General features: G+C 33.1%; 14 protein-coding genes. 1 reads left to right on the forward strand and 13 read right to left on the reverse strand.

Annotated elements, in window-relative coordinates:
• Positions 1-5 precede the first annotated feature (5 nt).
• The 12 genes from ASE40_RS13090 to ASE40_RS13145 all read right to left on the reverse strand — a co-directional run bounded on the left by ASE40_RS13090 (position 6) and on the right by ASE40_RS13145 (position 20,573).
• Positions 6-1,433 carry a glycoside hydrolase family 30 protein gene (locus ASE40_RS13090; RefSeq protein ID WP_057117518.1) on the reverse strand — a complete coding sequence of 476 codons (1,428 nt, stop codon included), beginning with the start codon at positions 1,431-1,433 and terminating at the stop codon, positions 6-8.
• Positions 1,433-2,269 carry an endonuclease/exonuclease/phosphatase family protein gene (locus tag ASE40_RS13095; RefSeq protein WP_057117519.1) on the reverse strand — a complete coding sequence of 279 codons (837 nt, stop codon included), beginning with the start codon at positions 2,267-2,269 and terminating at the stop codon, positions 1,433-1,435. Before ASE40_RS13095 ends, ASE40_RS13090 begins: the two co-directional genes overlap by 1 nt.
• 72 nt (positions 2,270-2,341) lie before the next feature.
• Positions 2,342-3,418, reverse strand: coding sequence for a glycoside hydrolase family 16 protein (locus ASE40_RS13100; RefSeq protein ID WP_057117520.1), 1,077 nt, complete (start codon positions 3,416-3,418; stop codon positions 2,342-2,344).
• 111 nt (positions 3,419-3,529) lie between these two features.
• On the reverse strand, positions 3,530-5,005 hold the full coding sequence (locus ASE40_RS13105) for a glycoside hydrolase family 30 protein (protein WP_057117521.1): 1,476 nt from the start codon (positions 5,003-5,005) through the stop codon (positions 3,530-3,532).
• 29 nt (positions 5,006-5,034) lie between these two features.
• Positions 5,035-6,406: glycoside hydrolase family 30 protein (locus ASE40_RS13110; protein WP_241774368.1), on the reverse strand; the 1,372-nt coding region annotated here is incomplete at its 5' end.
• A gap of 139 nt (positions 6,407-6,545) precedes the next feature.
• On the reverse strand, positions 6,546-8,000 hold the full coding sequence (locus ASE40_RS13115; protein ID WP_057117523.1) for a glycoside hydrolase family 30 protein: 1,455 nt from the start codon (positions 7,998-8,000) through the stop codon (positions 6,546-6,548).
• Between the two features lie 160 nt (positions 8,001-8,160).
• Positions 8,161-9,036, reverse strand: a complete 876-nt coding sequence (locus ASE40_RS13120; protein ID WP_128414973.1) for a hypothetical protein — start codon at positions 9,034-9,036, stop codon at positions 8,161-8,163.
• Positions 9,037-9,065: 29 nt separating this feature from the next.
• Positions 9,066-10,574 carry a RagB/SusD family nutrient uptake outer membrane protein gene (locus ASE40_RS13125; protein WP_057117525.1) on the reverse strand — a complete coding sequence of 503 codons (1,509 nt, stop codon included), beginning with the start codon at positions 10,572-10,574 and terminating at the stop codon, positions 9,066-9,068.
• 15 nt (positions 10,575-10,589) lie between these two features.
• Positions 10,590-13,700 carry a SusC/RagA family TonB-linked outer membrane protein gene (locus tag ASE40_RS13130; protein ID WP_057117526.1) on the reverse strand — a complete coding sequence of 1,037 codons (3,111 nt, stop codon included), beginning with the start codon at positions 13,698-13,700 and terminating at the stop codon, positions 10,590-10,592.
• A 1,109-nt stretch (positions 13,701-14,809) separates the two neighbouring features.
• Positions 14,810-15,598, reverse strand: coding sequence for a hypothetical protein (locus ASE40_RS13135; protein ID WP_057117527.1), 789 nt, complete (start codon positions 15,596-15,598; stop codon positions 14,810-14,812).
• A gap of 27 nt (positions 15,599-15,625) precedes the next feature.
• Positions 15,626-17,332: a RagB/SusD family nutrient uptake outer membrane protein gene (locus ASE40_RS13140; protein ID WP_057117680.1), complete on the reverse strand. Its 1,707-nt coding sequence runs from the start codon at positions 17,330-17,332 to the stop codon at positions 15,626-15,628.
• A gap of 16 nt (positions 17,333-17,348) precedes the next feature.
• Positions 17,349-20,573, reverse strand: a complete 3,225-nt coding sequence (locus ASE40_RS13145) for a SusC/RagA family TonB-linked outer membrane protein (protein ID WP_057117528.1) — start codon at positions 20,571-20,573, stop codon at positions 17,349-17,351.
• Between the two features lie 344 nt (positions 20,574-20,917).
• On the opposite strand from ASE40_RS13145, the gene ASE40_RS13150 reads away from it, so the two are divergent.
• Positions 20,918-23,797: a triple tyrosine motif-containing protein gene (locus tag ASE40_RS13150; RefSeq protein ID WP_057117529.1), complete on the forward strand. Its 2,880-nt coding sequence runs from the start codon at positions 20,918-20,920 to the stop codon at positions 23,795-23,797.
• 33 nt (positions 23,798-23,830) lie between these two features.
• Here ASE40_RS13150 and ASE40_RS13155 read toward each other — a convergent pair whose 3' ends face one another.
• The gene (locus ASE40_RS13155) at positions 23,831-25,117 is read right to left on the reverse strand and encodes a UDP-N-acetylmuramoyl-tripeptide--D-alanyl-D-alanine ligase (RefSeq protein ID WP_057117530.1); all 1,287 of its coding nucleotides are present in this window, start codon (positions 25,115-25,117) and stop codon (positions 23,831-23,833) included.
• Positions 25,118-25,151: the final 34 nt, after the last annotated feature.

A 25,151-nucleotide genomic window follows, 5' to 3' on the forward strand; every position in this document is an offset into this window, starting at 1 on the left:
GTTGTTTACCAAACGTAAGTAGCTACAGCACCAGCGTTTAGTGTTGTTGAGGTTTGTTTTTGGTTGTATTTAATATTAAAAGTTTCTGCTGAAGCTCCGTCATTTTCTACAATCAGAACGATTTGTCCTAACGGAGTTTTGAAAGAAACATTGTGTAAATTTCCTACTATATTACTTCCAATTCTTACTGAACCTTCTGGTACAAATTTCGAAGCATGTCCTATTATATAATATCCCACTTCTCTTTTGATATTTTGATTTTGATCAATCATCAATGCGCCTTTACAAGTAGAACATCCTCCTGGGGTGAAAGGTTTGTAAAACTCATCATTTGCTAATCCCCACGAAAGTGCATTTTTACTCCAGTTACGCATAGAACCAATTACTACATTTTTGACACTCCATTTCAAGTCAGTTTCAAAATTTGTTCCTGTTCCCGTATATTGTTCGGTAAAATACAAATCTTTATCTGGAAAAGCATTATGAACTGTTGTTAGAGCACTAATATCTCCTTCATATAAGTGAAAAGCAGAGCCTGTAACAAACGGATTTGCTTTTGGATCTTTTAAAATCGTCAAAGGATATTCGGGTTTGTTGCAATTGTGATCGTAAACAATAATTTTGGTTTTGATTTTAGCTTTCGCGAAAGCGGGACCTAAATGATTGCCTATAAAATCTGCCTGCTGTTCTGCCAGCATCAATAAACTTGGATTGTTTCCAGGATGCAGAGGCTCATTTTGAGGTGTAATAGCATCAATAATAATTCCGTGTGATTTCATTGCCTGAATGTATTTTACAAAATATTCAGCATACACTTGATAATATTTTGGCTGTAAACTTCCTCCTTTTGAGCTTCCGTTATCTTTCATCCAAACTGGAGGCGACCACGGAGAACCCATTATTTTAATTTTAGGATTTATAGCTAAAATTTCTTTTAAAACCGGAATTACATCTTCTAAATCTGGTCCTAAATTAAATTTTTCCAATTTTAAATCTGTCTCGCCTTCCGGCACATCATCATACGAAAAAACTTTCTCATTCAAATCTGATGCTCCAATACTAATTCGCAGATAACTTAAACCGATGGCATCACTTTTTCTAGAAAATAATTCCTGAAGCAAAGCTTCTCTCTTTGGCTTATCTAGTTTTATAATTGCCTGGGCACTTCCGCCGGTTAGTGAAAACCCGAAACCTTCTACGGTTTGAAATTTCTCCGAAGGATTTACCTCAATTGTCTGATTTGAATTTGTCTCTGCACTAAAAACTAAATCAGGCTGTTTTTTGAGTTTTGAAGTTTCATCTGAAGTAGTAATCCAAGATGCTACTTTTACAGAATTAGTAGTTGTACCATTTTTTGAAGATCCGCAATTGAACTGCATGGCAATTAATGGCAGTAAAGCTAGGATTTGAAGTTTTTTGATGCTGTTTTTCATTAATCTATTTCTATTAAAACAGGTAAATGATCCGACGGATATTTTAAATCTTTAGAATCACTTAACACTGCATGTTTCTGAATTGTAAGTCCACTATTTTTTGATATAAAGATGTAATCTAATAATAATGTTACGGGTTCATTATGTTTAAAATCATTAAAAGTTCCAGATGGTCCAAAAGGTTTTTCTTTTGAAACATCTTTAGTGTCATCCATTACTTTTTTGATTTCGGCAATTTGCGGCGTATTAGGCTCTGAGTTAAAATCACCCATTAAAAAAACGGGATAGCTTTTAGTATTTATTTCTTTTATTTTAGAAAGAACGAGCTGTACACCTTTTACTCTGGCAACTTCTCCCATGTGATCTAAGTGAAGATTAAAAACCCAAAATGTTTTTTTCGTTTTTAAATCTTTAAAGAGTCCATAAGTGCAAACTCTATTACAAGCTGCATCCCATCCTCTTGAAACCACGTTTGGCGTTTCTGATAACCAAAAAGTATTAGATTGTTCTACTTTAAAACGATCTTTTTTATAGTAAATTGAAGATGCTTCTCCTAAACCTCCTTCTTCTCTGCCGATTCCAAATTTGTTGTATTTTGGCAAAGCCAATGCTATATCAATAACTTGATTGGGTGTTGCTTCCTGCACTCCAAAAATATCCGGGCTGTAAAAACCAATTTGAGAAGTAAAATAATCTTTTCGGTTTGGCCATGCGTTTTCTCCATCTGAAGCAACATCTAAGCGGATATTATAGGTCATGATTTTTAGGTTTTGACCATAAAATGAGTTTACTGCCAAAAACAGCGCTACTAAAACAAGTTTGTTTATCTTTTTCATGTTAAAAAAATTTTAATCTGTAAAGCTAGTTTTTCCCAAGCTTTACAGAAAAAAATCTATTTAAAAATTATGTTAATTATACACTCTTACATAATCAACTTCGAAGGTCGCACTTGTAAAATTGGGATCTACAGCTCCTCCAAAATTTCCTCCCATTGCTAAATTAAGAATGATGAAGAACTTTTGGTTAAAAGGAGTTGTGCTTGAGTTTTTGTAAGTGTAAAATAAATTGTCATCTACATAAAATTTGATACTTTCTGCACTCCATTCGGCAGCATAAATATGAAATTCTGTAGTTGAGTTTACGGCAGTTGTTGTTTTTGTGTCCGGGGTATTTCCTGAACGCCCTGGAGAATGTAATGATGAGTGAATTACATTTGGGTTGTTTCCAACTGATTCTAAAATATCAATTTCTCCGCAGGCAGGCCATCCAACAGTATCAATATTATCTCCAAGTAACCAGAATGCAGGCCAAGTTCCGCCACCAACTGGAAGTTTCGCACGAACTTCGGCTCTTCCATATTTGAATGAAAATTTACCTTTTGTAAGCATTCTCGTTGACGTATATTGGCTTCCTAAATAATTTTCTTTAATTGCTGTAATCTTTAAGGTTCCATTTTCAATTTTTACATTCTCAGATCGATTGGTGTAATATTCTAATTCGTTGTTTCCCCAACCGTCACCTGTTCCTGTATTATATCCCCATTTTGAAGAATCTGGAGATCCGTCTACATTAAATTCATCAGACCAGATTACTTTACGGGCTACAAAAACATTTACTGAAGTTGAACTGCTCACAAACTTTGATCCGTTGTAAGCCGAAACAATTATAGGATAACTTTTAGTTCCCGATGCTGTAAATTCATAAGTCAAACTGCCTGTAGTAATCTCTTTAAGTTCATTATTTATCAATACTTTATAAAGTTGTGCATTAGTGGCACTCATAGTCAATTGTACTTTCCCGCTACCATCTCCATTTGGGTTTTCTGCAGTTTTACCAACAGGTTCTACTTGTACAGAAAGATTAGAAGGAGCAGCGTTTACCGAAGAATCATCGCCTGCATCATTGTTACTGCTGCAAGATTGAAATATAAACAATAAGATTAGTGTAAACACACCTGCCTTATTTACAAGATTAATTGTTTTCATGGTTTATTTAAGATTGGTTTGTAGTTAATAAATTGAATATCAAGATAGATATAATTTGTTTATTTTTTGCTTTTGTTACTATTAAAGTCAAAATATTTCAAACTAAAGCCTTTATTTCCAAATGTAAGTTCCTACAGATCCTCCGTCTAATGAAGTTGTAACCCATTTTCCATTATATTTTATATTGAAAGTCTGGTTTGCAGATCCATCATTTTCAACAATCAAAACTTTAGAACCAGACGGTGTAATGAATGCAACATTTTGTAAATCTCCACTTGAATTACTTTGAATTCTAACAGACCCCATCGGAACAAATTTTGAAGCATGAGCAATAATATAATACGCGACATTTCTCTGAAAATTTTCACTAGATGTAATCGTTAAAGCTCCTTTACACATTGAACATCCTCCATCTGTATGAGGTTTAAATGCTCCATCATTGGCTAAATTCCACTCTAAGGCATTTTTACTATAATTTCTCATAGAACCAATGATTACGTTTCGAACATGCCATTTTAAATCTCCTCCAAAATCTCCGGTCGACGAAGTCCATTGCTCTGTAAAATAAATATTTTTAGTCGGATAAGCATTGTAAACATTTAAAAGCGCGCTGATATCGCCCGCATATAAATGAAATGCAGAACCATCGACAAACGGAAATGCATCGGCATCTGCCAAAATTGCTTTTGGATAATTTGGATTATCACAATTATGATCGTAAGCTATAATTTTTGTCGTAAGATTTGCTGCTTTTAGCGCTGGTCCTAAATTAGCTTTTATAAAAACGGTCTGTTCTGCCGCAGACATATACATACTTGGATTATTTCCGTCGTGCAATGGCTCGTTTTGTGGAGTTACAGCATCAATTGTAATTCCTTCTGCCTTCATTGCCTGGATGTATTTTACAAAATACTTTGCGTAAACATCATAATATTTAGGCTGTAATTTACCGCCTATAAAACTGTCTTTATCTTTCATCCAAAGCGGGGCTGTCCACGGAGTGGCCAAAATTGGTATTTTAGGGTTGATAGCCAAAATTTCTTTCAGAAGTGCAATTACTCCGTTTTTATCTTTTTCTAAACTGAATTTTGCCAAATCTAAATCTGTTTCTCCTGTTGCAAGATCATCATATGTAAAAGGTGAAGCATTTAAATCTGAAGCTCCAATACTGATTCTTAGGTAACTTATCCCAATAGAATTTTCACCAGTTCCGAATAATTCCTTCAGAAGATCACTTTTTTTAACTGGGGTTAAATTGTTAATCACATCAGCACTTCCGCCTGTTAAAGTATAACCGAAACCGTCTATTGTTTGATATTTTTGAGAATCGATTACTTCAATATTTGTAAATGAATTAGATGTTGTGCCAAAACCTAATGTTCCAGACTGTTTTGCCAGCAAAGCAGTTTGATCTGATTTTGTCAGCCAAAAATCGACGTCGTTTGTAACCACTACTGGAGGATTTACCACAGGTGGATCTACTGGAGGATTTTCGACCGTATCATTTGAAGTAGAGCATTTTACTTGTGCCAATACGGCTACCATAAAGAAAAATGCTTTTATAGTATTTTTGATATTCAATTTCATATTATTGGTTATTTAGTTAGCGTGCACAATTAAAACACTACAGTTTGTATAGCATGTGCTGGAATTGTAATAGTATTTTTTGTAGTTTGATTTTCGATAGCATAAACAATCTCTTTTTCAGATTGGTTCATAACGATAGTAATCAATTGTCCGTCAGAATTTTTAAAAGAAGTGCTCAATAAAGATTTATCGCTTATTGTTTCTATTACTCTTTTGGCATTTGGTCTAATAAATTTTGAGAAATGCCCGATATAATAATACATTGGCGTATAAATTAATTCGTCTTTTGTGGTATCGGCATGGATTGGTGCAAAGCAAAAATTACCAACATGATTTGGCCCTCCATTTTGGTCTAAAAGAATATTCCAATCTGTCCATGCTACTGTTCCGTTATTAAAATCATTAATCATATTGATTCCGTAACGCTCGGCATTTCCCCAAAACTGATATTTTTTGGCGTCAAATTTTTCAATACAGCCTTCTGTAAATATTAAATTTTTGTTTGGAAATTCTTCATGAACCTTTGCTACAGATTCGAATTGAGGCGGACCTCCGTTCCAAGTTTCATACCAGTGAAATCCAATTCCCCAAGCATATTTAGAAACTTCAGGATCTGAAAAAACAAGATTTGCACGTTTTTCCAGCATGTCTCCCCTATTATGATCCCAAATAATAACCTTTTTGGAGCCTAGACCTTCTTTTTCTAAGGTTGGGCCAAGATGGTTTTTAAGAAAATCTCTTTCTGCTTCTGGAGTATAAATACAAGATTCCCAGCTTTGTTTGGCCATTGGTTCATTTTGAACTGTTAAACCCCAAATCGGAATTCCTTCTTTTTCGTATGCTTTTATAAATTTGGCATAATACAATGCCCAAGATGGAGCAAACTCAGGCAATAAAACGCCGCCGTGCAAAATATCATTATTGTCTTTCATGAAAGCTGGGGGACTCCATGGACTTGCAAATAATGTTAGTTTTCCGCCGGCTGTTTCAATTGCTTTTTTGATTAATGGAATTCTATATTTTCGATCGTGATCGATATTGAAGGTTTTCAGATCTTTGTCTCCTTCAGCAACATAGGTATAACTATCGCTGCTAAAATCACAGCTGTGAATATTGGTTCTGGCTAAAGAATAACCAATACCATTGGTTTTGTCGTAATAGGCATTTAAAAATTCCCTTTGTTTTTTAGGAGATAATTTAACAAAAACTTCTGCACTTGCATCTGTAATTGCTCCTCCAATTCCGAGGAAAGTCTGATCTGTTTTTTCAGTATTTACAATTATAGATACTGTTGAAGTTTTTTGTTGTGTGTTGTTGTTATTCGAAATTAAATCATTTGATAATGATAATCTCCAATTGGTATTTTCGGCAGTAGTAAAAACCTTTATTTTATTTTTTTTTNGTACTAAGATAAAGGCAGATAAACATATTTTTGTTGTTGTTTTCATGTTGTTTAAAAAAATAGTTTTTCAAATTAAAAGTAAGAGAAGACCAATAAGGATGATTCAGATTAGCCTTCTTCTTACTTTACTACAAAATATTAATAAACAAGCGTTTGTATAGCTCGTGGCGGAATTTTAACTACCGCTTTTTCAGCTCCAATAATCAAATTATATGTAAGTTCATTTGCCGACTGGTTCATAACAATAGTTGCCATCGTTCCATCTGTATTTAAAAATGATGTACTTAATAATGCGCTTCTGCTTACTGCAGTACTTACACGAACCGCATTTAGACGAATAAATTTAGAAAAGTGTCCGATGTAATAATACGATGGTGTGTAAATTAGCTCACCTGTCGTGGTGTCTGCATGAATTGGTGCAAAACAGAAATTTCCAACGTGATTAGGTCCTCCATTTTGGTCTAATAAAATATTCCAATCTGTCCAAGCAACTGTTCCGTTATTAAAATCATTAATCATATTGATTCCGTAACGTTCTCCATTACCCCAAAATTGATATTTTAATGCATCAAATTTTTCTATACATCCTTCTGTAAACATTAGTTTTTTGTCTGGATATGCTTCGTTTACTTTAGCAACATTATCAAACAGCGGCGCACCGCCAGACCATGTTTCGTACCAGTGAAACCCCATTCCCCAAACGTATTTTGCTGCTTCTGGATCAGAGTAAATTACATTAGCACGGTAATTCATCAAATCGCGGTTATGATCCCAAATGATAATTTTTTTATCCCCTAGATTTTCTTTTTTCAAAGTTGGCCCAAGATAGTTTTTGATAAAATCTCTTTCAGCTTCTGCGGTATAAATACAAGATTCCCAAGTCTGAACAGCCATTGGTTCGTTTTGTGTAGAAGTTCCCCAAATCGGAATTCCTTCTTTTTCATATGCCTTAATAAACTTCGCATAGAAATTTGCCCAAGTCTGATAATATTCTGGCAGAAGTGTTCCTCCTTTTAGTACATTTTTATTACTTTTCATAAAAGCATTTGGTGACCAAGGCGCAGCATAAGTTGTTAATTTTCCACCTGCTTTTTGAATAGCTTGTTTTATTAGAGGAATACGATATTGCTTATCATGATCAATAGAAAAAGTTTTCAGGTCTTTATCTCCTTCTTCGATATAAGAATAGCTTCCACTGCTAAAATCAGAACTTTGAATTGTTGTTCTTAGCAAAGAATAGCCAATACCTTTTTGTTTATCGTAATAAGCATCTAAGAATTCTGCTTGTTTTTCTTTTGAAAGTTTAGCAAAAATTTCGGCACTTGCATCTGTAATAGCGCCGCCGATTCCCATAAAAGTCTGAAACTTTTTTGCAGGTTCTACAAAAACCGAAAATTCTGTTTCTAAGGGCTGTTTTGCAGCCGAAAAAGTTAAGTTATCTGTAGATGTTAATCGTAACTTCGAATTTTCTGCAGTTGTGTAAACGGTTATTTTTTTACCATTGGTTGTAAATTCTTTTTTTGTTTTTGGTTGTTGTGCAAAACATGCAGCTGTAAACAAAAGGCATAAAATTTTTAGACTATTTTTTTTCATTCGCTCCCAATTATTATTGTTTTTTAATTGAAGTTTTGGAGAAATCTAAAACTGATTTTTTTAATCTCTTTTAAAGAATTTAAAAAATAGCCCATACTCATAATGATTATGGGCTACTTACAACCAAACTTAAACTTAAACTTAAACTTAACTTAACTCTTTATTTTCCTCGGAATTCAACTTTTGATACTGTGATTCCATCTTTTGTAAAAGTATTACCACCAGAACGGATTAGTAAATAGATTTTTCCTGTTTCGGTGAATTTAACTACGTTTGAAACTGTTCCTGTTTTGTCGTTTTTCACACACCCAATTCCAGACAATCTACCTGAAAATTTATCTTTTGCACAACCATCCCATGTACTTAATCCCATTACTTTATTGTCTTTATATTCTACTCCTGGCTGAGGCACCGATTTGCCAGCATAAACTTCAAACCAAGTTTCATCTGAACCGCTTGGACAAGAAACTGTCATATCGATACTATATTCTCTATCTTTCACAACCTCAATAGCTTGATAAATACCTTCTTGAGCCCATCCTCCTGGTGAATGAATCGTAGCGCTATTATTAGCAAATGACCAAAAGGCAGCACCAGATGGACTTAATTGTGCACTAGTCCATTTAGCTTGATCTGCCGCCGTAGCAAAAGTTCCTCCTTGTACTAGGTTACCTTTTGCCGGATCAGTCTGCGCTACTACAATCTGCTGAGAAGAAGTTGCCATTGCAGCTCCAGCTCCAACAGCTGTATGTGTAACTGTATATGTTCCTGCATCAGGCAAAGAAATCACTTGATTCATTTTTCCATTTGTTGCACCGTCACCAAGATCCCATTTTGAAAGAATAACTCCTTTAGGCTGTGCAGTTAAAAGATAAGTATTCATAGAACCCTCAACTGGTGTTATAGTAAATGAAGCATCAAGATTTGTAGCCTCAAGAGGATTTTCATTAACTTCTTCTGTGCAACTATTTAGTGTACCTAATGCTAAAGCCAGCATTAGGTATACACTTTTTCTAAAATATATATTTAGGTTCATTTCTCTTTGTTTTGGTTAATTAGTAAATACTATTGATAATTAGGATTTTGTTTCAATTTAGTACCGTTAAGTTCTGTGTACGGAATTGGCAGAATCTCATCTGTTCCAGCATCAAAACCTCTATCAGATAATGCTGCTGCTGCATCTCCCCATCTTACCAAATCAAAGAATCTGTGTCCCTCTCCTGCTAATTCCATTCTTCTTTCATGCTTGATAGCTGCTAATGTTACAGGAACTGAAGGCAGTCCAACTCTAGCTCTAACCGCATCTAGTAATGCTTGTGCTCTTGCTCCAGATCCTAAAGCTTCTGCTTCCATTAAGTAAGTATCTGCAAGTCTTATTACATAAGAATTTTGTTTGTAATTCAATTCTGAGTTACCTCCTCCTGTACTAACATCTGACTGTCTTGGAAGATATTTATTTAAGAAATAACCTGTATCTTGATAAGCTGGGATGTAATCTGCTTTACCTGCTGCTTTTAATGCTTTTAGGTCAAGAATTGTAGATTCAAAACGTGGATCGCCCTGCATTGCATCATATAATTTTTGAGTTGCAACGTTGAAAGCCCATCCTGAAGGAAGATTTGGTGCATCAGAGTCTTTTGGTCTAGAATATCCTCTAGGCCCAACCATAATGTTTAATGAGTTTCCTTCATCTCTACCAGATCCCCAGAATGTCCAGTCAGAGTTACCTGCACTACTATGAGATACTTCAATTAAAGACTCTTCGTTAAATTTGTTTGATGTTACCCATAAATCACTAAAATTATCTAACAATTTATTACCATATTGGTTTACCGCTCCTGGAGTACCATTTACTTCTGCCAAAACAGCTGCAGCTTCAGTCTTTTTACCTTCAAACAAATACACTTTTCCTAAAAGTGCTTGAGCAGCTCCTTTATTAAATCTTCCAGCTTCAGTTTCTTTAACCACAGTATTTGGCAAGCTTGCAATAGCCTCGGTTAAATCTTTTTCTATTTGAGCATAAATTACCTCAGGCGCCACTTGCTCAGGAGTATAAATTGTTTCTGTAGTTAACGGCTCTAAAACTAAAGCAATGTTTTTGAACATTCTTACCAAATTGAAATAGTAAAATGCACGCAATGTTTTAGCTTCTGCAGCAAATCTATTTCTAACAGCATCATTCATAGAAGCTGCCGGCAGCTTAGACAACAAAATATTAGCTCTAGAAATACCTTGATAATGGTCGTTCCAGTAGCTTCCTGGAATAGTAATTGAAGAAAGCGAGTGTGTTGAGAAATTCTGAATTCCTGTTCCATCCGTAGAACTACCTCCACCTGCATAAAAATCATCAGAACCAGCATTCAGCATAGCTACCAAATTTTCAAAACCTCCTGTATTTTTTCTAAGTGGATCATAAACTCCAATTAAAGCGGCATAACATTGCTGTTCATTAGAAAAGTAGGTACTTGTATCAAATTTTCCTTCTGGGTCAATAGTCACAAAATCTTCAGAACAAGATCCTAGAACAGCCATTGCCACAGCTATATATATATATTTAATTTTTATTGTTTTCATGATTCTTTAATTTTTTTAAAATTGAACGTTAGCTCCAAACAGAATAGATCTTGCTTGTGGATAAACTCCTTTATCTACACCATAAACTTGACCTCCAATTTCTGGATCAAATCCAGTATATTTTGTAAAAGTGATTAAGTTTTCTCCTGTTAGGTAAAAACGAACTTTATCTGCTCCAATTTTAGATGATAAGTTAACTGGCATTGTGTATCCAAGAGTTACCACTTTTAAACGAAGGTAATTCCCATTTTCAAGATAAAAATCAGACATGTTTGTGTAGTTTTTATTTGGATCGTTATTTGTTAATCTTGGATAATCGTTTGAAGTTCCTTCTCCAACCCAACGCTCTAATGCTTTTGTCTGGTAGTTTGCATTAAGTACATCTAGTCTTCTTAAACCTTGGAAAATTTTGCTTCCCGCAGATCCTTGAGTAAATGCCATAAAGTCAAAGTTTTTGTAATCTAAGTTTACTGTAAAACCAAACGTATATTTAGGTATGTTAGTTCCTAAGAATTGTTTATCGTCATCAGTAATAACACCATCACCATTAGAATCTACCCAGCGGAAATCTCCTGGTCTAGCATTTGGCTGAATTAAACCTCCTGATGTATTTTTATATGCTGTAACTTCAGCTTCATTTTGAAAAATACCAGCTGTTTTAAATCCATAAAATTCGTTAAATGAATGTCCAACTTGTGTTCTTGTTACAGGTCCCATAGATTGGAAACTAGCATCTCCAACGATGAAGTTTGTAGATGATCCCACATAAGTAATTTCGTTTTTCAAGTAAGCAAGGTTTGCATTAAGACCTAAATTAAAGTCACCAAGTCTTTTCTTGTATCCTAATTCAACCTCAAAACCACTATTGTCCATGTCTGCAATGTTTGCAGAAGGTGCATCAACTACTCCAACGTATCCAGGAATTACAATATTTCTTAAGATTCCTTTTGTTGTTTTTTTATAGTAATCAAGTGTAAGAGAAAAATCATTAAATAATTTTGCATCAAGACCAACAGTAGTTTGAGATGTTTCCTCCCATCCTAAGTTTGCATTTGGAAGAGTTGAGTTTCCATAACCTGTAGTAATACCTCCTGAATTTCCAACAGAATAGTTATATCCTCCAACAACTAAAGCCCTATATTTAAAATCATCAATATTATCATTACCTACAACCCCATAACCTCCACGTAGTTTTAAAGTATTAACTATATTATTTTCTTTCCAGAAACCTTCTTTAGAAAGTACCCATCCAAGAGAGAAAGAAGGGAAAACTCCCCATTTTTTGTTTTCACCGAAACGAGTAGAACCATCGCGACGAACAATACCTGTGAAAAGATATTTCTCCATGTAATCGTAATTTGCACGTAAAAACAATGAAGATAATTTATGCTCTGTGAAATCACTTGCTCTGTTAACTCTATCAGATTGTGGAATATCGAAGTTAAAAGAAGCATCTTTGTAGCTTGAAATTGGCAATCCAAACATTGTTACTCCAATAGAACCACCTATATTTTCAACATAAGCACCTTGTCCTGCTAAAACACTTACGTTGTGATCTCCAAATTTATTAACATAGCTTAAAGTATTCTCAAGTGTCCATGCTAAAGATTTATTATTATTCTGGCTATAGTTATTTCTATCAGCTTTCATGTTTGGGTTTAAGAAGAAAACTGGAGTAAACATTTCATCTCCCCAATAAGCTAATTTACCACCAAGTGTAGTTCTTAATTTTAAATGACTTGTAATATTGGCCTCTAAATAAGCATTCCCCACAAAATCGTCTGACCAGTTGTATCCTCCTAATCTTGTTTGAATATAGCCAAGAGGGTTTGTCATTTCTTGTTGTACTAAAGAAGAAATTCCGTAAGGATTACCATTTGCATCTCTAACAACATTTGGATTAGTGTAAAAACCTGTATTTGCTAAAACTGGATCAGTCACCACAAGTGGAGTAAGCGGATCTAAGTTAATTGCAGAACTTAAAGGTCCGCCAAACTCACTGTTTGTATTACCAATACCTTTTGATTTTTGGTGCGTATATCCAAAAGTTTGTCCGAAAGTAAAGTAATCAGAAATCTTATGTGTTGAGTTTAATCGGAAGTTTTTCTTTGTATAGTTAGAAATCTCTGTAGTGACAATACCTTCCTGATCTTGAATTCCGAAAGAAGCGTAAAAAGTAGATTTTTCACCACCTCCACTAATACTTAATTCGTGTGTGTACCTGAAAGCAGAATCATTAAAAATTGCATCCTGCCAATTTGTACCTTTACCAAATGATGTTGGGTTTGCATATTTAATAGCACCACCATCATTTAATGATTTTTCATTCATAATAGTTGCATACTGAGTAGCATTCAACATATTTAATTTTTTCGCCGGAGCTGAGATACCCGCAAAACCATTATAATTTACAGAAATTTTTCCTGATTTTCCTTTTTTAGTAGTTACTAAAATAACCCCAGTCGCCGCACGAGTTCCATAGATTGCAGCAGAAGCAGCATCTTTAAGTACCTCGATAGATTCAATATCACTTTGGTTGATAAAACCAATTGCGTTTGCATCTACAGCAATACCATCAACAACCCATAAAGGATCATTTCCACCTTCTCTAAAAGTAGTAATACCCCTAACGCGAACTTTTGAGCTCGAACCAGGCTGTCCAGAAGTTGATGCAACAGAAACCCCTGCTACTCTACCTTGTAAAGATTGTTCAACCCTACCATTAGGTACTTTTTCAAGATCAGCTGCTTTTACACTAGAAATTGCACCAGTTACAACAGATTTCTTTTGAGTACCATATCCTACAACAACAACTTCATTTAAAGATTGTGATTCTGGTTTTAATTGAATTGAAATTTTAGTTCTTCCATTTACAGCTTCAGTTACTGTAGTATAACCTATAAATGTAATTGTTAAAGTTCCGTTTGAAGGTACTTGCATTTGAAACTTTCCATCAAAGTCAGATGCAGTAGATTTGGTTGTACCTTTTAATAAAATTGTTGCACCTGGAACAGGCATACCACTTTCATCATTTATTATTCCACTTACTGTGACATCTTGAGCCACAGCTATAACCGAGAATAATAAAGATGAAATACAAAAAACAAGTAATTTTGTTAATTTCATTTTTCTAAAAATTTTGGTTAATTAATTAGTAATTTGATGCAATACTAAAACTAAATTTTCACTTTTCACATTTAAAAATCATTACAAAAACACATCAAATTAAATATTTTAATATTATAAAAACACATCAAAAAAAACATAAACATTTGATTTATAAATATTTAAAAAAACAAAAAGTAGTACTAAAGAAAAGTTAATATTATCAATAAACACTACATATAGTTAAAATGACCAAAACTTATTAAAAAGCATCATAAACTACAACGAGATAGTACTGTTAATATCACCATAACTTATTATTTTCTAAATATTTACAATAACTTAACAAACAAATTTTGAAAAAATTAGCAAACCGAGAATATGATATTTTTACAATACTTTTTTTACATTATTAGCAATCATTTTTTAAATAGGTAAATTCTTATTTTCATGTGTTTTACAGGAAATAAGCTTCAAAAATGATAGGGATTATGGAAGTAAGTAGAAAAATTTTGACTGTAAAATTCACTTTAAGGAGTTATACTATTTTGAGCTTTTTTAAAGTGAATTAAATTCTAGTTGCTTTAGATCTAACTCAAATTGATCTATAAATGCCATAAAAACATTGATTTTATGAAGAAATATAATTACTTGGCATTGGTTTGCTTTGACCATTTAACGTACGTTATAGCTAACAAAACAGGCATAGAATGGATGTTGTTTTAATATTAGAAGTTTAACTGTCTAGCTATCGATATTCGACAGATATTACATTCTTATTGAGAAAAAAAAGTCTTAAACGTTTGTTTTAAGACTTTACATGAAGATAGAATCGTTTTAGTTAATTAGTAAAAATTACAAAGTATTCAATCGATAAATGATCCTAAAATCGGCCTATTATTGAAATAGTTCTGAATACTTTAAAATTTAATTAGCACCCAAAATTTGAAGTAAAAAAAATAGCCCATAATCGAAATTATGGGCTACCCAGGCAATAAACTTAACTTAAACTAACCATAGTTTAAATCTTCTAAATATTTCATTTTAAAGAATGAAATATAAATGTTTGAAAAATCGAAAAAGGAATTTTTTAATCTTCCTTTTTCGAAAATAACTAACATGAAATATTATTATTGAGGTTTGAAAACAAATGTCCAACCTGTTCCATATGTTTCACTATTATTTAAGTAAAGAATCATTTTATCTTGTTCAAGACTTACGATAGTGTAAACACCATCAGCATTTCCTGCAGCCGAACCTAACATTTTCGAATTTATGATAGTTAACTGCTTATTTTTGATATCCAATTTAAAGCTTCCTTTTGTTGGTGCAGCACTTGTTGTTTCATAATGGTTGTAATTTGCTGCTCCATTTAAATCAAAATGCATTTTCCCAAGCGCATCGCTTGGAGCACAACAATCTCCAGCATTCCACCACGCGGTCATAGCGCTTTCTGCACTTCCGTTTGGAGACATAAACCACCATAATCTTCCAGAACCTTGCGTACCATCAAAAACCCAAGTTTTACCAGCAGCCGTATTAGTCCCAACTAGATCATACCAGTCTTGGTCTAAAGGAGTATCTAACTGATTAATTTGAACATCAATTGTCTTAGTAAAAAATTCAGCGCCTAGAGTTCCAACAAAGGTAAATGTTGCTTTTCCCGGGATAGGATAAACAAACGTCACTTCATTTGTTAGTGCTTTATCTAAACCGTAATCCCAATATCCAGTCACGCCTGGAGTTTTCATATTAAGTGTGATCTTATTCCCTCCTGGAGTGCTTTGAGTAGCTACTAATTCAACTCCAGCAACGTCAGTAGAATTCGTTAAATGCTGTTCATCTACTATTGGATCACATGCTGAAAAAGTCAACGTAAAAAGAGCCAAAAGAAGATATAATATTTTATTGATTTTCATATTTATCTATATTAATATTGTTAAATTTTACCACCCTGGATTTTGTGAATAAACTCCATTTGATAGTCTAAGTTCTGTTTCAGGCATAGAAACCAAACCCTTAGTCTCTGGTCTATATTTTACGCTGTAAACTGCTGAAGTACCTGAATTTCTAACTGGAATTGTGCTATTATATGCGTTATCAACATCTCCCCAACGAATTAAATCAAACCAGTGTAATCCTTCAAACGCAAATTCATGCAAACGCTCTGCTTTAATATTTTCAAGCGAATACCCAACTGGATCAAGCTTTGCTCTTGCTCTAACTGCATTTAAACCTGCAGCAGTTTTAGTAATTTCTGAATGCATCAATAATACATCTGCGTAACGCATGAAGATAAAATCTTGTGCATGCATTAATTGCATATCAGTATTTGACCAGTTGTACAATTGAACAAACATTCCGACAGTAGTTCCACCTGCATTAGGATATTGTAACGAAATATATTTTTTATTGAAATATCCTGTCTCATGGTCTCCTTTATCTTGCGCATAAGCAGCCGTTCCTTGATCGGCCTTACCTACTTCAAGTATAGAACCTCTTTTTCTTGTATCACGTTCCTCCCAGTTACTATATAAACTTGGATTTACTGTACACCAGCCCCATCCTTCTCCAAATGGCACCAATGAATTACCGCGTAATGCAGAGAACAGACATAATCTATTAGTATAAATATTACCATTTGTCCAGCTCCAATCTCCAAAAGAGAATCTTTGAACGAACATTGTCTCATAATTTCCGGTTCCAAACGTCGGGCTGATACCATCTTGTCCTACCCAAGATAAACCTTCAGTTGCAGCCCATGGCAAAACATTATTTCCAGAAGCTTTATTAACATAAGAGTAAGGCCAAAGGTTTCTAAAATCTGGAACAAGAGCATGACCACTATTAGTCATACAGTCAGTTAAATAACTTGCTACTTGTGTTGCATTTAAAGAACCTCCTTCTGCTAAAGGTAATTCTTCAGTGGCTTGTTTCTCCATATTTGTCATATAGCCTGTGTAAAATAAAAACACACGTCCTAAATAAGCTTCTGCAACCCATTTATTAGCATGACCATATCTTGATGTTGGAATACTTGTAAAAGGAGTTGCCGGCATTGTTTCGATTGCCTTTTTTAGATCTGAAGCAATCTGTGCAAATGTTTCAGTGTAAGTATTTCTTGGGCCGTCTTTTTTTCCATCAATAGTTATGATTAATGGAACTCCTCCAAAAAACTTAGCCAATCTAAAGTAGAAAAACGCTCTCATAAAATAAGCCTCGCCAATTGCTTGTTGCTTAAATTGATCAGCTTCAGCAGCAGTATTGAAATAAGTACTAAAATCCGCAAGAGGAGTTTTCTCTATAATTGCATTTGTTCTAGCAATACCTCTGTAAGATTGAACCCACATATCTAAATATGTATCATCTACAGGATCTTCAAAATTATCAACCCATTTGGCTGTTTTATCATCAGGACCTCCTCCTCCTAACATCATATTATCCATAAGATTGGCTGCAATCTGCTCTTCGCTATGCACGTTATTTGTATAAATAGCGTTGTAAACTCCAGCAGTTGCTTCTTCAATATCTTGAGGTGTCTTGTAAAAATTCTCTAAACTCTTTTCTGTTAAATTATCAGTATCAAGATAATCATCACAGCTTGCTACAATAAATACAGCCGAAATCGCTACTAAATATTTTATTTTTTTCATTGTAATTGTATTTATATTAAAAATCAGCACTTAAACCAAACATCACCGTTCTAGCTTGTGGATACAAACCTAAATCAATTCCTGAAGCCCATGGAGCATTTGTATTATCTCCTGACCAACGAACTTCTGGATCCATACCATCATATTTAGTAAATGTATATAGGTTATTTACTGCAACATAAAATTTAAGATTTGAGATAAACTTGAAATCTTTAAATACTTCGTTGAAATTATAACCTAACGTTAAGTTATTTATTCTCAAATAATCTGCATTTTGCATATAAATATCTGACACATAATTGCTATTTCTATTTGAAGTAGCACTTAATCTAGGCATTTTAGTAGATGTACCTTCTCCATGCCAGCGATCAAAAACATCAGAAGTATAATTTTGAGCAGGACTATCTGCAAAAGATCTATATGACTGCATAACTTGCATACCAAATTTACCAGCCATAGTAGTGTTCAAGTAAACATTTTTGTATTCAAAATTTAACTGAATCCCTAATTCAAAATCTGGATTTGGATTTCCTAAATAAACTTTATCACTTTCGTCAATAATACCATCATTGTTTTGGTCCACAAAACGAACATCTCCAGGACGTTGATCGCTAAAATATGGCTGCCCGTCTGGACCAACATACTCATTAACTTCTTGTTGATTCTGTAAAATTCCTGCTGTTTTAAAACCGTAGAAATAACCTAATGGGAAACCTACCTGACCTCTTGAGATTTCTCCTGTTCCTTGTGATAATACGTTAGAAGGTCCGTGCAATATTCCGTCAGCATTTGCAATTCTTGTAACTTTATTTTTATTGAATGCTCCACTTACAGTAGCTCCATATTTAAAGCCCCCAATTTTATCACTCCAATTTACAGAAAACTCAAAACCTTTATTTTCGATATCTCCACCATTAAAATAAGGTGGTGCAGCTCCATCCGTTCCTCTTCCTGCTGCTAGAACTAACCAGTCTTTAGTAGTTTTGTTATACCAATCTAAAGTCACGTTTAATCTAGAATCAAATAAACTTGCATCAAGACCGAAATCTAATTGCTCCGATGTTTCCCAAGTTAAATCTGGATTGGTAACTCTAGCTGGATAAGCTGTTGTTCCAGAAACTGGTTTTGTATCTCCAAAAAAGTATCCAGGAAAAACGTAAGCAATATTTGAAGAATAATAAAAGTTAGGAATATCTTGGTTACCATTTTGTCCCCAGCTTCCTCTTACTTTTAATGAATTAAGCCATTTAGAAGAACTTTCTATAAAATCTTCTTTTGTAATTACCCAACCTGCAGAAACAGAAGGGAAATATCCCCATCTTTTTCCTTCTGCGAAGTTAGAAGAACCATCGGCACGTATTGTAGCTGAAAGAAGGTATTTTTCTTTATAATCATATTGTGCTCTAGCAAAATAAGACATAATACCACCTCCACCAGCTGAAGTATCCATTCCGTTAGTTCCAATATCATTAATTGTTTTTGGAGCTGTATTGTTTAAATATGCGTATCGCGGATCTTCACCAAATGTCAAATTATTCCTTGAACCACTAACATTATTGTTCACCAAATATTGAATCAACTCAGTTCCTGCAACGGCAGAAACATTATGGTTTCCAAATTGTTTTTTATAAGAAACAGTATTTGTCCAAGTTGAGTTAGCCCCAATGTAAGAATACTGAGATGCACCATTGATATAATCTTGATAGAGTACACCCAAATTATATGTTGGATTCATAGATCTTCCATATCCAAACCAAGAATCAATACCATAAACCGTTCTAAATTTCAAATCTTTAATTGGTTCAATTTCTAAGAAAGCATTTCCTGTAATTCTATTATCTTTTGGATAATTATAATTACTTCTGTAAAACATTACTGCTAAAGGATTTGTTTGTCCTGTAGAAATGCCATCTAAAGTTGGTGTAAATCCAAATTTATCGATATTTCTATCAATAGAAGTCTGCCAATAAGCCGGCTGTAATGGGTTTGCAGTTAATGCATTATGCAAATCATTTCCATAAATATTACCATTAGAAACTCCTCTATTTTGAGAATTAGTGTAAGTAACATTCTCTCCTACAGTAATGATGCTATGACTATCATTCTTTTTCAATACCATTTGAGTATTTAATCTAGTTGTAAGTCTTTTAAAACCTGCATCAACTAAATCTCCACCAATAATACCATCTTGTTGAAAATAAGAAACTCCGAAAGCATAAGTTATATCTTCACTGCCTCCAGTAATGTTAAGAGAATGATTCATGATCGGAGCATCTTTTTTACTCATTTCATTAATCCAGTTTGTCCCCGTCCATCCATTTTGTAATTTCTCCCAAATCTCATTTCCTAATTGAGTACCAGCGCCAGGAAATTGAGTATTTAACCATGAATTATTAGTCAAAAGTTTTTGCCAATCTTGACGAGGCAATCCATCGTTTACTCTTCCTTCATCAATAATGTACATATACTCTTGCGCATTCAAAGGATCTAAATTTTTATAGATATTTTGAATACCGAAGTAACTGTCATAACTAATTCTTGCAGCTCTTCCTTTTTTACCTTTTACTGTAGTAACTAATACAACTCCATTAGCTGCTCTAGATCCATAAATAGCAGCAGAAGCCGCATCTTTTAATATGTCAATAGATTCAATATCTGAAGGGCTCAAATAATCAATATTACCAACAGAAATACCATCAACGATATACAATGGATTAGAGTTTCCATTCGTACCCAATCCACGGATAGTTACCTTAGTACCAGCCCCAGGCGAACCATTTGTTCTTGTAATACTAATACCAGGAGCAATACCTTGAAGCGCCTCCATAGCAGATCCTGTATTTAGCTCCTTAATCGTTTCTCCTTTAAGATTTGTAGAAGCACCGGTAATGAGGCCTTTTTTCTGAGTACCATAACCTACTACGACAACTTCATTTAAATTTTGAGATGTTGCAGTAAGAATCGCATTAATCTTTGTCCTTCCATTAATAGTCTCATTTAGTGTCTGAAATCCAACGAAACTAATAACTAAGACCCCATTTGAAGGAGCACTAATCTGAAATTTTCCATCAAAGTCAGATGCAGTAGCTTTATTCGTTCCTTTTACTAAAACCGTCGCTCCTGGGACGGGTAATCCACTTTCATCATTTATGGTTCCATTTACCGTCACATCCTGAGCAAATGCGACAGCCGAAAACAGCAAAGACGAAACACAAAAAATAAGTAATTTTGTCAATTTCATTTTTCTAAAAATTTTGGTTAATTAATTAGTAATTTAATGCAATTATAATGTTAAATTTTAATAAACTTGAATTAAAATTCTTTACAAAAACACTTCAAACTAAATAATGTTACACTACAAAAACACAACATTTTTTTTTTAATATATTAATTTACTGTATTTTAGATTTAACAAAAAATTGTTATAAAAATGTTAATTAAAAAAAACGTATATTACATTAGTTTAACAACAACTATAACGTTATAAATTAAAAATAATTTAAAAAAGTAGAGTCATTGAGATTGAAAAATAAACAATCAAATGACATTATAAAGCATTTCTAATAAAAATACATTTAAAATTTTATGAAATTCATAGTTAGACCTTTTGCACTTACATTACTATTTTTCATACAAAACATAAGTTTTTCTCAAGTAAAAAATATTGGAATTCCAGATATTAAAAATTACAAAAGATCAGAATACAAAGGAGGAACTCAAAACTGGAGTATAGACCAGGATAAAAACGGAAATATCTACTTTGCAAACAACAGTGGTTTGATCCAATTTGATGGATCTAACTGGCATAAATATTCATTACCTAATAAATCTGAAATACGAAGCTTAAAAATTGATCCTTCAGGAAGAATTTTTGTTGGAGGAAACAATGAATTTGGTTATTTTAAAATTGATGAAAAAGGAATATTAAAATACCATTCCCTCTACAATCTATTAAGTCCTATTGATAAAGAAAACATTAATCTGATTTGGAGAATTCATCTTTTTAGAGGAGAGGTTATATTTCAATCTTTTTCAAAAGTATTTTTCCTGAAAAACGAAAAAATAACCACTTTAAGCGCACCTCACAAATTCCAGTTTTCATTTTTAGTAAACAATCGTCTTTATTTCCAAGACAAAACATTGGGAATGCTCGAATACAAAAACAGGAGACTGACAGCAGTAGAAGGCACAACTCTTTTTAATGATAAAGAGATTTGGTCTCTTTTTCCTTTACCAAATAATCGATTATTATATGCAACTTTAGAAAAAGGGCTTTTTGTTTCAGAAAATGGTACAATAAAACCTTGGGCAACAGAAGCAAATGATTTCATCAAGAAAAATACTTCTCTTGGCGGATCTATAATTAAAAACAAATTTATAGTGCTAAATTCTGTATTAGACGGCGCCATTATTTGTGATTTAAACGGAAAGATACTTCAGCATTTAAATAGACAAAAAGGCATTCAAAACAATACCATCTTAGCATCATTTATAGATAATAAAAACAACATCTGGCTTGGTCTTGACAATGGTATTACATTTATTAATGAGAATTCTCCTTTTTCTTATTTTGATTACAGTTATAATATAGGAACAGTTTATGCCTCAACAACATTTGAAGATAATTTATATGTTGCCACCAATCAAGGTTTATTTTATCATCCGTGGGGGAAATCGTTTAAGGACAGCCCATTTACAAGAGTCGAAGGAACAATTTCTCAAGTTTGGAATATTCAAGTTTTAAACAATGTCCTTATCTGCGCCAGTAACAGCGGCGCATTGATAATTGAAAAGAACAGAGTATCAAAAATATTAGATAATAAAGGATATTTTGGATTCAAAAAAATTCCAAATCATGAAAACTATATTATTGGAGAAAGCTATAGCGGATTTTCTGTTTTCAAAAAATCTGCAACAGGTTATGATTATTTACATCAAGTAAAAGGATTTGATGAAACTACAAATAACTTTTCTGTAGAAATAGATGAAAACTATTTATGGCTTAAGAAAAACCCTTTCCTCTACCAAGTAAAATTATCAGACGACTTGAAGAGGTTTGATTTTATGAAAAAACATACTAATATTTCTGAAAATCATAAAGGAATCAACAGCCTGCAAAATATTAATGGTAAAGTTTATTTTCAAGTCCGCAATCATTTTTATAGATATTCAGTTGAGCAGGAGGCTTTTTTTGAAGATAAAAAGATTAGTAATTTATTTAAAGGAATTCCAACTATTAATACATTGATTGAAGATCCTTCAGGAAATTTATGGTATGCATTTAATGAATCTCTAGGAGTATTGGTTAAAAACCACAATGGAACTTACGCTAAAAAACAAGCTATATTTTCAAACTTGACAGGAAATTTAGTGAACAATTATGTATCTGTAAATGCTATTGATCCTCAAAATATTTTTATAGGTTTAACGGATCGTTTAGCCCATTACAATTCTACCATTTCAAATGCATTCATGACAAAACCGAAAGCATTCATTGAAAGTTTTTCTTTTCCTGGCGATACTATTTTGACAGGTAATCTAACAAACCAGGCAGAATCGTACAGTATACCATATAAATCCAATCGAGTAAAATTTACTTTTGCATCGCCAATATACGAAAATCAAGAAAATGTAATGTATTCTTATAGGTTGGAGCCTTTTGAAGAAAACTGGAGAGGATGGTCGTCTACCGCCATAAAAGAATATACCAATTTGAGAGAAGGAAATTATGTAATGAAATTAAAAGCCAGAAACAGCTACGGCATAGAGTCTAATATTGCTGAAGTTGAATTTACTGTTTCTCCGCCATGGTACAGACATTTCCTTGCTTATCTATTTTATCTAATTCTCATTTTACTCGGTGCTTACTTAATATCTATCAGAATTAAACTAAAAATCAGAAAAAATAGATACTACGAAACAATTGAACAACGAAGATTATACCTTGAAAGAGAATCTAAAATAAGACATGAGCAACATGATTTGGAGAAAGAAATTGAAAAATTAAAAAATGATAAACTTCAAATTAAAATCTTAGCAAAAGATAAAGAACTAGTAAACAACTCATTACAAGTCGTAAAAAAGAACAAAGTATTAAACGGAATTATTCATAAACTTAAAGATATTGATACCAGCATATTAGACGACAATACTAAATCTGAGTTTAGCAAATTACACAAAAGTATTGTAAAAGAAGTTAATACAGATAAAAGCTGGAAAGACTTAGAAAAACACATTAAAAACGTTCATTTTGAGTTCTTAAAGCGCCTTAAAGGCCAATACCCTACTATTTCGCCAAGAGAATTAGATTTGTCGACTTATTTACTAATGAATATGTCAACAAAAGAAATAGCCGAAATTATGAACATTTCAACTGGGGGAGTTGAATTAGCTCGTTATCGTCTGAGAAAAAAATTAGGATTAAATAAAAAAGAAAACCTAATTGGGTTTTTAATGAGTATTTAAAAAGAAAGCCATCCGAATTGGATGGCTTCTTTTTTATGAAATATACTCTAAAGTCCGTTCTAACGCCATTCCTCTGGAACCTTTAATTAAAATGGTATTTGAATCAAACTTAAATGATTTTATAAAAGCCGCAAAAGCATCAAATGTTTCAAAAAACTGTATGTTTTCTTTTGAAACTTGATTAGCATAAAACGATTTTCCTATTAAAAAACATAATGCTTGATCTTGATCCGCTAAAGAATCAACTATAACTTTATGCTCATACAAACTCTCATCCCCGAGTTCAAACATGTCTCCAAGAATCATCATTTTATTATTTTTATCTAATTGAAGAAAGTTAGCAATCGCAACTGCCATACTACTTGGATTTGCATTGTAAGCATCTAAAATAATTTCATTTTTGCCTATCTGCATCATTTGAGATCTGTTATTCGCTGGAATATAATTCTCAATTGCACTCTTTACATCGCTCTCATTTACTTCAAAATATTTTCCAATAGCTACAGCTGCATTGATGTTATTTGCGTTATAAAGCCCTATTAAATGCGATTCAACTGCAAAATTGTTATAGCTTATGGCTACAAATGGATTTGCTGTTATTTTTTGAATATTTAGATCTGCATTTCCTTTTTTGACACCAAATGTAAATGCTTTAATGCCTTTTGATTTATCTATCTGAATAGAATCTTCAAGATTGACAAAAACAGTCTTTTGATTTGCTGCGAGATATTGATACATTTCGCTTTTACCAGCAATTACTCCTTCAACCCCACCAAAACCTTCTAAATGGGCTTTCCCGAAATTTGTGATATAACCAAAATCTGGTTGCGCAATTTGGCACAAAAATTCAATTTCTTTTTGGTGGTTAGCCCCCATTTCGACAATTCCGATCTCTGTTTCTTTTGTAAATGAAAGCAAAGTTAATGGCACTCCAATATGATTGTTTAAGTTCCCTATTGTAGCTTTTGTTTTGAACTTTTTGGACAACACAACATTAATTAATTCTTTTGTTGTCGTTTTTCCATTACTGCCGGTTAATGCCACAATTGGAAGCCCTAGATAAGCACGATGAAACTTCGCTAATTCTTGAAGTGTTTCTAAACTATTCTTAACCAAAATAGTTCTATCATCAATAAAGTAAGATTCATTATCAATTACTACAAATAAAGCTCCTAAATCTAAAGCTTCTTTAGCAAATGTATTAGCATCAAAATTCTCTCCTTTAATGGCAAAAAATATTGAATTCTTTTCAATCTTTCTTGTATCTATAGAAAGAGAACTGCATTGTAAAAACAGGTTATGAATGTCTTGAATATTCATTTATAAATTTTTTAATAGGTCATAAAAGTAGAAA

The organism is Flavobacterium sp. Root935 (genome assembly GCF_001429295.1).
Lineage (GTDB): Bacteria > Bacteroidota > Bacteroidia > Flavobacteriales > Flavobacteriaceae > Flavobacterium.